At 42.0% G+C, this 12,547-nt stretch carries 10 protein-coding genes; 8 read left to right on the top strand and 2 right to left on the bottom strand.

The window, feature by feature from the left end; genetic code table 11:
• On the top strand, nt 1-394 hold a 394-nt coding region (locus F6K20_RS07280; protein WP_287294249.1), incomplete at its 5' end, for a hypothetical protein.
• Here the strand turns inward: F6K20_RS07280 and F6K20_RS07275 are convergent.
• Nucleotides 377-838 carry a pentapeptide repeat-containing protein gene (locus tag F6K20_RS07275; RefSeq protein ID WP_008189384.1) on the bottom strand — a complete coding sequence of 154 codons (462 nt, stop codon included), beginning with the start codon at nt 836-838 and terminating at the stop codon, nt 377-379. The two genes, F6K20_RS07280 and F6K20_RS07275, sit on opposite strands and share 18 nt — an antisense overlap.
• 704 nt (nt 839-1,542) lie before the next feature.
• On the opposite strand from F6K20_RS07275, the gene F6K20_RS07270 reads away from it, so the two are divergent.
• The 3 genes from F6K20_RS07270 (at nt 1,543) to F6K20_RS07260 (ending at nt 5,710) form a co-directional block, all read left to right on the top strand.
• A complete protein-coding gene (locus F6K20_RS07270; protein WP_287253890.1) occupies nt 1,543-3,318 on the top strand; it encodes a cytochrome c biogenesis ResB family protein in 1,776 nt (591 codons plus the stop codon).
• A 44-nt stretch (nt 3,319-3,362) separates the two neighbouring features.
• Nucleotides 3,363-5,087, top strand: coding sequence for a cytochrome c biogenesis protein (locus F6K20_RS07265; protein WP_287294247.1), 1,725 nt, complete (start codon nt 3,363-3,365; stop codon nt 5,085-5,087).
• Nucleotides 5,088-5,260: 173 nt separating this feature from the next.
• Nucleotides 5,261-5,710 (top strand): QcrA and Rieske domain-containing protein, encoded by a 450-nt coding sequence (locus F6K20_RS07260; RefSeq protein ID WP_287294246.1) that lies wholly within the window; start codon nt 5,261-5,263, stop codon nt 5,708-5,710.
• 288 nt (nt 5,711-5,998) lie between these two features.
• Here the strand turns inward: F6K20_RS07260 and F6K20_RS07255 are convergent, their stop codons facing one another.
• Complete coding sequence (locus F6K20_RS07255; protein WP_229414747.1) at nt 5,999-7,825, bottom strand: ABC transporter ATP-binding protein; 1,827 nt, start codon at nt 7,823-7,825, stop codon at nt 5,999-6,001.
• Nucleotides 7,826-8,487: 662 nt separating this feature from the next.
• On the opposite strand from F6K20_RS07255, the gene rimM reads away from it, so the two are divergent.
• The 4 genes from rimM to F6K20_RS07235 all read left to right on the top strand — a co-directional run bounded on the left by rimM (nt 8,488) and on the right by F6K20_RS07235 (nt 12,250).
• Nucleotides 8,488-9,114 (top strand): ribosome maturation factor RimM, encoded by a 627-nt coding sequence (rimM, locus tag F6K20_RS07250; RefSeq protein WP_008189395.1) that lies wholly within the window; start codon nt 8,488-8,490, stop codon nt 9,112-9,114.
• Nucleotides 9,115-9,257: 143 nt separating this feature from the next.
• On the top strand, nt 9,258-10,148 hold the full coding sequence (locus F6K20_RS07245) for an alpha/beta fold hydrolase (RefSeq protein WP_044495152.1): 891 nt from the start codon (nt 9,258-9,260) through the stop codon (nt 10,146-10,148).
• Between the two features lie 792 nt (nt 10,149-10,940).
• The gene (locus F6K20_RS07240; protein WP_008189401.1) at nt 10,941-11,483 is read left to right on the top strand and encodes a hypothetical protein; all 543 of its coding nucleotides are present in this window, start codon (nt 10,941-10,943) and stop codon (nt 11,481-11,483) included.
• Nucleotides 11,468-12,250 (top strand): ABC transporter ATP-binding protein, encoded by a 783-nt coding sequence (locus tag F6K20_RS07235; RefSeq protein WP_008189402.1) that lies wholly within the window; start codon nt 11,468-11,470, stop codon nt 12,248-12,250. Before F6K20_RS07240 ends, F6K20_RS07235 begins: the two co-directional genes overlap by 16 nt.
• Nucleotides 12,251-12,547 lie beyond the last annotated feature (297 nt).

Genomic DNA, 12,547 nt, shown 5'->3' with positions numbered 1-12,547 from the left:
TGAAAGTTACAGGTTAGAAAGTTACAGGTTAGAAAGTTACAGGTTAGAAAGTTACAGGTTAGAAAGTTACAGGTTAGAAAGTTACAGCTTATTAAAGCTTAAACAAACCAACTTTAAAGCTTCAAGCCTTCAACCTTGGCCTTTGGCCACGCTACGCGAACAACCTTGGCCTTTGGCCACGCTACGCGAACAACCTTGGCCTTTGGCCACGCTACGCGAACAACCTTCAACCAAACCACCTTCAAGCCTTCAACCTTGGCCTTTGGCCACGCTACGCGAACAACCTTGGCCTTTGGCCACGCTACGCGAACAACCCTTCAACCTTGGCCTTTGGCCACGCTACGCGAACAACCCTTCAACCTTAAATAATATCTGTCTAGAAAGCTGCTTTTAAGATACCGATATCAAAACTACGAGACATGACTGCACTAGTTAAGTCCGCACCACTAAGGTTAGCACCACTTAAATCTGCTCCCTGAAGGTTAGCACCACTCAAATCTGCTCCCTGAAGGTTAGCACCACTCAAATCTGCTTCACGCAAATCGGCTTTGTGTAAGTTAGTTTCAGTCAAATTTGCCTTGATTAAAGTAGCTGCAGTTAAGTCTATCCAACTGAGGTTAGCTCTAGTAAGGTTCGCTTCGGTAAGGTTAACGCCTTCTAAGATAGATACATAAAGCTGAGCAGCACTGAGATTTATCCCCTCAAGATCTACCCAACTCAACATTTGCTCACTCAGATTTATGCCCCGAAAATCCCGTTCTCCCCTAGCATATCGCTTCAGTAGTTCCTCAGGATTGGTTGTGGTAAGTTGGCTAGATGGACTAGTGTACAACAGCATAGATAACCTCAAACGTGATCTGGATTCGGTCTGGTGTTAGTGACAATTCCTTACAGATGGGAGATTGTATACAGACGCTAATATGGCCAGTATCGAAGTCTGATGTTAGCGATCGCGTTTACGGAATAGTTGAGTAATGTTTAATTTAGTAGACTATTAGTAGACTAATTTAGTACACCTTTAAGATTAAAAAAATGCTGTAAGCATTCAGGTCTCAGCTATCAGCTCTCAGCTATCAGCTCTCAGCTATCAGCTCTCAGCTATCAGCTCTCAGTAGTAGGGTGGGCAAATACCAAGCCAATCACAATTTAATCAGGAATTATGTCATTTGCCCACCCTACAATAACTATAGCTTTTGAATAAAATAAGCTGACGGCTGACAGCTGACGGCTGACAGCTGACGGCTGAATGGTTACAAAATAATAAATGTATAAATTAATACAGTATTAATTTAAATTAATGGTAGAGAGTTATGACGTTAAGGCGTTTTGGTAAAAGCGATCGCTTAGTTTTAAAAAAGCGAAAAAAACCATAATTTAGGAAAAAGCTTGTGTTGATAAAATTGTTTTATACCAGGGTGTATTATATAGATAGAAGTACTAAATGTTGGGTAAAAACTATTCCTGATTACCTTATAGTTACTGAACCATTTTGTGTGCTACCAATCTTGACCAGTATGTTCACAAATAACCTAGGATTGCTATATGCTTGAGCATACCTTAAAATTTATTGGCTCGATTAAACTAGCTGTCCCTTTACTTAGTATGATTGTCGCTATCTTAATTGGGGCGACGTTTTACGAATCTCAGGTCGGGTCAACTACCGTGCAACAAGAGATTTACAAAAGTCCGTGGTTTGGGGCCTTAATGTTCCTACTAGCCCTCAACCTAGCGGTCTCAGCTCTGTATCGCTACCCCTGGCGAGGTGCGCGTAAAATCGGCTTTGCTTTGACCCATCTTGGTATCATCGTAATTATCGCTGGTTCAGCGGCTGTAATCCACTTAGGTGTAGAGGGCATGTTACCTTTGCGCACCGATATGGCTTCGAGCAATCAGATTCGGGTTGAAGGGGAATTGTTGGAAGTGATGACACCATCATCACAGTTGCAGCAGACTGATGTATTGATCAAGCCAGATGGTTCAGTCATCCCCAAGCAAATTGGTAAACTGTCTTTGGTAGGCTACAGCGACAATACCATCAAAACAGTCAGTTTTACGGAAGGGGCAACGGCAGATAATCTAGCAGTAGATAATCCAGCTGTGCGATTACGCTTGAAAAGCGATCGCATGGGGCAAACCCTAGAGCGCTATTTAGCTGTAGCCCCAGTAGCCTATAGCAAAGTAGGGATTGGGCCAGCTGAATTAGAAATCATTCAGGTCGAAACGGTAGCGACAGGAAAAGGAAAATCTCTGCTATCCCCTCCTGAACAACAAAACCTGAGTCCTTGGGGTAGCATCGAGGTAACGTCAAAAGAAACAGACAAGATAGATACAGAGATTATCGATATAAAACAAGCTCTGTCATCCCAAGCCCCAGACTCCTCAGTCAAAGTAATCGATTTTTGGCCGGATTTCCGACTAGACGCCAACAACCAACCGACCACGGCCTCCCAACAACTGAGAAATCCCGCAGTACAGTTGGAGGTATCCACACCAGAAGGGGTTGAACGCTGGTTTGTGTTTGGAAAGGAAAACTTTCCGCCAATTCGTTCAGTTGTATCAGGAAAACCCCTAGAAGGAATTGAGATTAGCTATAACATTCAACCCCAGGAATCAGAGGATTATTTCCGGGTAATCGTCACTCAATCAGGTCAGCTATTCTACGCTGCCCATTCCTCGAAAGGATTTAAATCTGGGACTTTAGAGGTTGGAAAAGCTGTCAGTCCCGGTTGGGCAGATTTCCAAATTACCCTAGACGAGTATATTCCCCATGGCAAAATCAATCGTGAGGTCATACCTGTATTTGACCCAAGCGCTAAGGGAGTACCAGCCTTATTAGTCAGCACCGAAACCGGAACCCAAACCTGGTTACCCTGGGGCGAACCGACTACGATTAACGAACCAACAGGAGAAATCTTTGCTGCCTTTAGTCCCAAACTCTTGCAACTGCCGTTTGCGATCGCATTAGAAGACTTCATCGTTGAACGCAATGAAGGCAGTGATTCCGTTGCCATGTGGACTAGCAAAATCAGGATCGAAGACCGAGATCACCATGTCATCTCCCACCGCAACGTTTGGATGAACCATCCCACCTGGTATCAAGGCTGGAAAATAGCCCAAGCTTCCTGGAATCCCGGTGACTTAAAACAATCAACCCTACAAATCAAGCGAGAACCAGCCTGGGTAACTGCCTTAACTTGGACAGGCTCTGGTCTAGTAATCAGTGGGATCACCATCATGTTCTATGGTCGAGGGGTAGCTAAAAAACTGCGCCGCCAGCCAGAGGAGTCCGGAGTTCCCTTGTATTATCATTCCCCCTAACATACTTTGTTCTAGTTCAGATTAGCTTTTACTTCTGTGTTCTGATGAAACCACTCCAACTCCTGATCGGACTCTGTCTCGGAATCGTAATCCTAATCATACCTCCAACCCAACTCCAACCATCACCCCTAGACCCCTTACAAACCCTAGCTGTCCAACTTGATGGGCGCAAAAAACCCTTAGACACCGTAGCCCGAGAAACCGTAGCCAAAATCCACGGTTCAACTAACTACCGCCTAGAAAACAATCAAACCCTCAACTATCTCCAAACCTACCTATCCCTATGGTTTAATAACCGAGACTGGAACCAAGAACCCTTCATTCTACTGACCTACCGCCCCCTCAAAGAAAAAATTGGTCTTGACCTAGAACGAAAATACTTCTCCTTCCGAGAATTAGTCAGTTCCAACCTAGGTGCCATCGTTCTGGAAGCCAATCAAAAACAAGCCGACAACATTGAGCTGACCAGAGACGAACGAGAAGCCCTCACCATAGAAGACAGACTAGCATTAATGTTACGCACGGTAGGTACTGATACGCTACCCCTAGTTCCCCATCCCAGCGATAGTAAAGGCACTTGGGTAAGCATACTTCAATCGCAACAGTATTACACCAATGAACAAATTACCCCTCTACAGCAAAGTTACCAAACACTCAAACAAGCCTATCGTTTAGACCCCCTACTGACTACTCTTGAGGTTGGGCAAGTTGCGGAAACACTACATCAGGAGTTAGCCGCTCTTAGCCCTGAAATTTACCCCAAGGATTCCGTGCTGCAACGGGAAGTTAACTTCTCTAGTTTTCGCCCCTTTAGTAAAGCCTGGAAAATTTATGCGATCGCATTACTAGTCCTGTTATTAGGATTATCCTTCAAACAATTCGACCTCTACTCAGGTGCAGTAGGAATTTTCCTGACAGGTCTTTTCATCCAAGGCTACGGATTTATCACCCGCATGGAAATTGCCGGACGTCCCCCAGTCACCAATATGTATGAATCCGTAGTGTGGGTTGGATTTGGGATTGCCGCCATCGCCCTAGTATTTGAGCTAATCTACCGAGCAAAATACTATCTGTTAGCCGCTGCTCCTTTATCAATCCTTTGTCTTCTTCTAGCAGACAGTCTTCCAGCCGTCCTAGATCCAAGTATTGCCCCCCTTGTACCAGTACTACGGGACAACTTCTGGCTCAGTATCCACGTTCCCACCATTACCCTCAGCTATGCTAGTTTTGCCTTAGCGATGGGATTAGGACATATTATTCTAGGACATTATCTACTTGCTCCCCAATCCTTTCAACGAATTTCCCACCTATCAAAATTTAACTATCGAGTCCTACAAATTGGTGTTTTACTGCTCACTACTGGCATTATTCTCGGTGGGATATGGGCTCACTTCTCCTGGGGTCGCTTCTGGGGTTGGGACCCCAAAGAAACCTGGGCGTTGATTGCCCTAATGTGTTACATAGTCCCCTTACATGGTCGTCTGGTAGGATGGTTAGCAGACTTTGGGATGGCAGTCATTAGTGTAGTTTGTTTTAATGCTGTGTTGATGGCTTGGTATGGCGTTAACTTTGTTCTCGGGACTGGTTTACACAGTTATGGATTTAGCACTGGTGGCTCAGAATTAATTGTCGGGACCCTCGTTGGTTTAGACTTATTATTTGTAGCAGCTGCCGCTACCAGACATAACCGTTGGTTGCTCTCTAAATCTAGTGAAAATCTAGTGAAACAGTTGAGTAAAAAGCAACCAGTTATGGCTAAAGATAATTAAAATTAATTAAAACTAACTAAAAATGCATAATACCAACTAATTAGGAAGAGATTATCAACCTAAGTTAGCTGGTCATATTTTCGATTAAAAATTATTGGTTTGAGAGATAATATAATTAATTTTTGATTATGGTTTATTATTAAAATAAATCGTTTTCCACATAGAGGGATACTATGGATCGTCGTGAATTTATGGGCTGGTTTGGTGTTGGTGCATTGGCTACTTATCTACCAGTAGCATTAGCCGCCTGTAGTCCTGATAAAAGTCCGCCAAAAGCAACAGAAAAGAAAACTGCTAATATTGATAAGTCGGTGCGAGAGGATGGATTTAAAGCCGTTGGCACAGTGCAGGAGTTAGAAGAAAAAGGCAAAATTAGCGACAAGATAGCAGATATTCTAGTCGTGCGTAATCTGAGCAACAATAGTCTTGTTGCCGTGAACCCTAGGTGTACTCACCAAGGTTGTAGCGTGGATTGGAAGCAAGAGGACAAGATATTTGCCTGTCCTTGCCACGGTTCTAAATTTGATTTAGATGGCAAAGTAACGAAAGGACCTGCAGACAAACCATTGAAAAGCTATGAAACAAAGGAAGAAGATAATTTAGTTTTGGTAAAAGTAAGCTAGTCATTTAGGAGCAGGTTTGATATTGCAGCTGAAGTCCCCCTTTTTAAGGGGGATTTAGGGGGATCTGTTGGGTGCATCTCATTTTTGGTGTTTGACCCCGTGGTGCGTTACGGGGCAGACTTTCCCAAGGCTGGCTACGAGGCTGAAAATGACGGCGAGCCCCCCTAACGCACCCTACGCAACATTTACAAATATGAGATGCACCCGATCTGTTTGTACCTCATGGGAGATAGAATTGCTATAACTAACCTGCTCCTGCTCTTTTCCAATTCAAAAATTAAGGCTTTGTTAATTTAAAATGATGTCTTGATAAGTACCTGACTTCACTAAACGACCTTGATCGAGTAAATAGATACAATCACAATGTTCAATAGTAGAGAGACGGTGAGCAATAATAATCATCGTTTTAGTGCCATTCAAAGATTTAATTGCTTCATTAACCAAGTGTTCAGTTTCATTATCTAGTGCAGAAGTCGCCTCATCTAGGACTAAAATTTCCCTCTGATGGTAAAGTGCGCGAGCAATTCCTATCCGCTGCCGTTGACCACCAGATAAACGCACTCCCCGTTCACCAACAACAGATTTAACTCCCTCAGGTAATTGGTCAACAAACTCCGCAAGTTGAGCAGATTGGATAGCCTGATCTAATCGTTCTCGATCAATCAAATGCTTTGGAACACCAAAGGCAATATTTCCTTCGATTGTGTCATCTATGAGAAAAATCGACTGTGGGATGTAGCCAATTAAATTTTGCCAGGAACGCAGATTCTTATATATGGATTTACCTTTGTACCTAATCTCACCACTTTCAGGTGCTAAGAGACCTAAAATTACATCAACTAATGTTGTCTTACCTGAGCCTGATTTACCGACTAAAGCAATAGATTGACCTTTGTTGATAGTCAAGGATATGTTCATAATAGTAGGGTCTAAAACTTTGGGATATCGGTAGGTAATTCTATCAATTTCGATCTGATTATCCTGGTGTGATAGACTTCTATTAACGTCAATAGACTTTGCAAAATTACTGAATTGCTCTGAGGGAGTATTAGGCTTGGATAGGGGAGATAAATCTGATAAATATTTAGGTTCAAAAATTTCCTCTACTTCAATGTCTTCTAACTCTTTTAAATCCAAGTATATTTTATTAATCGAATAGCTGGCGTTTCGCATCAAAGCAATATTAGATGTTAAATGACTAAATGCTGGAATCATGCGCACGGAAGCCAAAGCGAAAATACCTAAAACTTCGATAATATTTTCTGTCCCAAGGTTAAAGACTAAGACTATAGATACAAAAGCTACTAAAAATGTCACTAAAATTGCTTCAATTATAATGCGAGGCAAAGCTTGGAAAGTATGAAATGATGTCATGCCATTAACCAGTTGATCGACTTGATCACTCATTTGCCTTTCAAAGTAAGATTCGCAACCAATGATGCGTGTTTCTTTTAATCCTCCAAGGCTATGATTGATGATGCGAATCATTTCCTCCTTAGATTGAGATACCTTTTTTCCCCATTCGGAAATTTTGTCTTTAAATTGGTAGATAATACCCAAGGGTATTAGTAAAATCAAGGCTAGAGTAATTGTTGCGATCGGATCGGTTATTATTAGTAAAATAACTAAAAACAATATAATAATAAAACTGGCTACGGTTTTTAGGAAAGGAATCATGAATTTGACACTAAAAACTCCAGATTCTTCCAAGACCGTGTTGATTAAAAAAGCCGTATTTTTCCTAATATGAAATGTGTAAGGTGCTACCAAGTAGGCATGGAGCAAATTTGAGGATAGTTCACCGTATTGAGTAAAGCTAAATTTAAAGATATATTTTTGAGCTTGGAAACTTAATAAGGATTTAGTCCAGAAGGCAACAATAATAATTAAACCTAGCAAGGCAATAAACTGAACTTCAGAAGTTAAACCTAACTTGACATAAACCCAATGCAGCCGAGAATTTAGTTCAATCAAAGTTGGGTTAGTAGCTAACCCCATAAATGGCCCGACAAGTCCAATACCTACAGTATCCAGGAGGGAGGTTAGTAAGATTAATAACAGAAGAGGGATTAGTCTGAGTTTTCTTTCTCCGAGAATGTATAAAAAATTTGACAAATAGCTAACCATTTGGTATTGAAATTATTAGGATGATAAATGAATAATTCAGTTTAAATCAGCTTTACGATGTCGTCAAAGATAAGAGGAAGGATTGAGATTTGGTCAAATCTAGACAATTGTCCTAGTCCGGTGCCATTGCCGAGCAGCATCAGGAGAAGCTGGACAATCTCAATTACTTGCACAAAGTCATTAAGCTCTCGAAGCTGAGCTAATGGCCAATTGCCTTGATTGAAGTAACCCTGATTAGACTGTTAGTATCTATAACGTCTATAAACCAGTTTTCAAAATCCAGAAGCCCACAAGCCCTGTTAGTGTCGGCATACTGTATAGGTTATAGTTCACAAACTATTTATAATTTATCTAGTTTCATTAGTTAGTTATTATTAAAACCCCAAAAACGAGTAATTGTATAGTTAAAAATAACAAGCAAGATCTTGTTCAATATAAAATGACTAAAATTACGATTTAATTGGATTTTTTTTATATACTACTATCCTGATCATTTAGGGTGTGTTTTATAGTATTTTTTCTGATCAAAATGCCGGTAATCAGGATAAAATTAAATGACAGGTCCGCGCTATCCACGCTCTCGGGTCTCTTTAGGGATGATGGTACTACCTTGCCCTTAGTGCTTACTTCACTTACCTAAAAATGCTCAAATGACCAATGAAGACTGGCTAGAAATCGGTAGAATTGTTTCCCCCCATGGGTTAAAAGGAGAGTTGCGAGTCTATCCAAGTTCTGACTTTCCCGAAAGGTTTGAGGAGCCAGGACAGCGCTGGTTAAAACCACCAGGGGATAATCCACCCCAACCTGTAGAATTACTCTGGGGGCGTTTTGTCCCTGGTAAAGCGTTATATGTTGTGCAGCTCAAAGGGGTAGACAACCGGGATCAGGCAGAGGCGTTGCGCGGTTATCAACTGTTGGTACCAACCAGCGATCGCCCAGAGTTAGAGGAAGATGAGTATCACATCTTAGACTTGATTGACCTTGAAGTCTTTAATCAACTCACCGGTGAAGCTGTGGGGGTAGTCGTAGATGTGATCCCAGCGGGTAATGACCTTTTGAAAGTCAAATTGCTATCTTCAGTGCAACCGCCCCCAACCCAGCCGGAAACTCCACCACCCACTCGAACTAGCAAGAAACGCCAAGCCAAAGGTAAGAAGGAACCACAGCCAGCAACGGTACTGATTCCCTTTGTAAAAGCGATCGCACCAGTGGTCGATCTCGAAAATGGTCGGATTGAGATTACGCCTCCTCCGGGTTTACTAGAATTGAAGCCTTGACCTGATCAATCATTGCTAGGTCATGTTTAATCGTATTAAAAGATAACGATTAATTATAACTAATTTATCATCCATAATCAACTTAGTACCTAAATGTTTAGTAATATTAAAATGAGTAAGTTAATTAAAGTTAACAAAAAGCTGTGTCTACACAAAAACTAATACCCTACCACAGGACGGAAAACCATGTTTGGAACTGGCAAGGTCACCAAATTGAATACACCGTAATGGGGACTGGTAAGCCTCTACTGTTGGTTCATGGTTTTGGGGCATCCATTGGACATTGGCGCAAGAATATTCCTGTCCTAGCCGCAGGGGGTTATCGAGTGTTTGCCATCGATCTGCTGGGATTTGGAGGTTCTGATAAACCTGCCTTGTCCTACACCGTAGAGTTGTGGCAACAACAAATAAAGGACTTTTGGGATACCTACATCAACGAACCTACCGTATTTATCGGTAACTCCATTGGTGCTCTGTTAAGTCTGATGGTGGTAACAAACTATCCTGAGATTGCTGCTGGTGGTGTCTTAATTAACTGTGCTGGTGGACTCAATCACCGCCCTGAAGAGCTAAATCTACCTTTGCGGTTGGTGATGGGAGCTTTCACCAGATTAGTGAACTCTGCAACCTTTGGACCGTTCCTGTTTAACCGTATCCGCCAGAAAAATCGCATCCGCAGCACCCTTCGTCAAGTCTACTGTGATTCAGATGCCATTACAGATGAACTTGTAGACTTAATCTACCAGCCTGCTTGTGATCCCGGGGCTCAAAAGGTATTTGCATCAGTTCTTACTGCTCCTCCTGGTCCTGGACCTAGTGAACTTTTACCTAAGTTACAAAGTCCTCTACTCATTCTTTGGGGAGAGGAAGACCCTTGGACACCGATTTCTGGTGCTACCATCTTCCAAAAGCAGAGTGATCAGGGTAAAGACGTAAAATTTGTAGGAATTCCTAACGCTGGTCACTGCCCTCATGACGAAAACCCAGAGTCCGTAAATTCACTGATTCTCGATTGGTTGTCATCTAGCTGGTGAAATAGAAAAGGAATTAATCAGGGTCAAGCACGTAAGTAAGAAGGGTAAACTTTAACATTTACAGCTATTGATAATACTAGGCATTTTCCCTGTAAACCAAGATAATATTCCGTAAATTCACTGATTATAGATTGGCTTTTCTCTGGATATAAATAATAATAAGCGATATTTATCAAGCCATAGACAATCCTATCGTTGATTAGCCGTAAGCACATAGTTATTATGGCATCAACAGCTAGATTTTCGGTGCATAGATTGTTAGGACGAATTAATGTGAAGTAACCGAAATTGAGTGAGTATGAGCTATGTACGTGTTATTACTGATGACCGGAGCGGGAAGAGTTAATTTAACTGCTTCTTCAAGAGGTTTGAATGATTCAGATATTATTAATAAAGCGCTTGTCAGGGTCAGATTGCTTAAAGAACCAGCTAGGGTGGCTCTGAAATAAAAATCAGGTAAAGCTCCCGCAGTATTCCAGAGAACTTTTAAGTAAATTCACGGGAAGCTTTTTGAAATCTTGCTGATTCTTCAAGATTGTTTAAGTGGTTGTCGCGACGTCTTTATTGTCAAGAAATATCACAATTTAGAAGAAACCAAAATTGGCTTCCAAGTGTTACGAGTTTAACACGGAAGCTTTAACTCTTTGTTGCCAAGATAGGACTTACCCTATCAGGGGGTTCACCCCCCATTAATAAGTTGACTATATCACTTATCCTCTAATAAGAGTGTAAATGCAGAAGTTCTACAAAAATTCCTAGCAGGTAATTTATGCACAGGAGGAGATCATAATAATGACAATTGAAGAATTAGCCAAGGGCTATATGACAGCTCCAGCCTATGAAGCTCCTCTATCCTTAATTAGAGAGTTTCGTCAATTTGTGATTGACTTAGCAAAGGTAGAACTGCAAGGGGTCAATTTTGAGTACGTTGACTACCAACCCTACTTTAGAGGACCAGATCTATGTCTGAATGACATCAAAGCTGACTTTGAACAAGGAAATGTTAAAATCAGCGCCCAATATAATGAATCAGATCTACTAGGTAAGGACGTCAACTTAATTTACCGATGTATTCATGAAAGGCATCACGTTAAACTAGATGTGGACTTTGGCTGGGAAGGCGAGTGCGCGATTGCTGCTCACATTATGTCCTTTACAGACAACCTGTTGTTTAAGCAACTTCTCTTTAGTGAAGGGTTAGGGCAAGTGGCTGTGCGCCTGCATACAGGAGAATTTCCTGATTATCAAAAAGTAGTGCTTTTTGATGAAGAGGTTATACATTGTATGGAGAAGACAATGAAAAATGTCAGAAATATCCGATGCCAGAACCATTGATCGAACTGAAGGGAGTGAGCAAATCCTTTGGAAGCAATGTCATTTTGAATCAGTTGGATCTGAAAATTTATCAGGGTGATGCCCTAGTTATTATTGGTCCTTCTGGAACTGGCAAATCAACAATTCTTCGGATTATTGCTGGCTTACTACCTGCTGATGTTGGTGAAGTTTATGTTAAAGGGCAACGGCGCTCCGGTTTAATAGAAGATGCTCAAGACCCCATTGGCATTGGTATGGTATTTCAGCAGGCAGCTTTGTTTGACTCGCTGACGGTGGAAGAGAATGTGGGTTTCTTGCTTTACCAGCATTCTAAACTACCACATCATCGAATTAGGAAATTGGTCAATCAAAGCCTGGAGATGGTAGGGTTATCTGGTGTTGGAGACCGCTACCCAGCTGAGTTATCAGGAGGTATGCGCAAACGAGTCAGTTTTGCCCGTGCTATCATTTCTAATCCTGATCATCCCAGGGACAACCCAGAGGTGTTACTCTACGACGAACCAACCGCTGGACTTGACCCGATCGCCTCAACAGTGATTGAAGATTTAGTGCGCCAGATACAACGGGAAGAAAACGCTTGTAGTACTTACCTAATGGTTACCCATCAGGAGAGTACAATTCGCCGCACCGCTGACCGGGTTGTTTTCCTCTACAAAGGCAAAGTACAGTGGTCTGGCAGCGTTGGGGAGATAGATACCACAGATAATCCTCTAGTGCAGCAATTCTTTAGTGCCAGTACCACCGGTCCAATTCAAGTAATAGGTTGACTATAGGTCAAGAGACTGTTTTTATTTATGAATTTGGTTAGGTTCGTTGGCTGTAGGTTGAATGGCTTTAGGCATAACGGCTGTACGTTGAATGGCTCTAGGCTAAGCCGCTCTAATTACTAGTCAACGACCAGGACCTGTGTTATAGCACTACGCGCAAGTCAGAAGTTAGTGCGGCTTGTTCCTACTAGGAGCCTCTAGAAAATAGAGGGGTATGAGTAGGGGACTTCGCGAGGAATAAAAACCTCAAAAGTCTAACTGTCTAACGGATGCGGGTGAAAACCCCGCCCTTCAGGA

The sequence above is a fragment of the Moorena sp. SIO2C4 genome (assembly GCF_010672485.1).
Classification (GTDB): domain Bacteria; phylum Cyanobacteriota; class Cyanobacteriia; order Cyanobacteriales; family Coleofasciculaceae; genus Moorena; species Moorena producens.
Note: the sequence above shows the minus strand (reverse complement) of the source record. Positions and strands in the feature narration are given on the sequence as shown.

What these genes read in the sequence shown, in the direction of transcription:
- F6K20_RS07275 (WP_008189384.1), bottom strand. Translation starts at nt 838, where the DNA reads ATGCTGTTGTACACTAGTCCATCTAGCCAACTTACCACAACCAATCCT.
- F6K20_RS07270 (WP_287253890.1), top strand. Translation starts at nt 1,543, where the DNA reads ATGCTTGAGCATACCTTAAAATTTATTGGCTCGATTAAACTAGCTGTC.
- F6K20_RS07265 (WP_287294247.1), top strand. Translation starts at nt 3,363, where the DNA reads ATGAAACCACTCCAACTCCTGATCGGACTCTGTCTCGGAATCGTAATC.
- F6K20_RS07260 (WP_287294246.1), top strand. Translation starts at nt 5,261, where the DNA reads ATGGATCGTCGTGAATTTATGGGCTGGTTTGGTGTTGGTGCATTGGCT.
- rimM (WP_008189395.1), top strand. Translation starts at nt 8,488, where the DNA reads ATGACCAATGAAGACTGGCTAGAAATCGGTAGAATTGTTTCCCCCCAT.
- F6K20_RS07240 (WP_008189401.1), top strand. Translation starts at nt 10,941, where the DNA reads ATGACAATTGAAGAATTAGCCAAGGGCTATATGACAGCTCCAGCCTAT.
- F6K20_RS07235 (WP_008189402.1), top strand. Translation starts at nt 11,468, where the DNA reads ATGCCAGAACCATTGATCGAACTGAAGGGAGTGAGCAAATCCTTTGGA.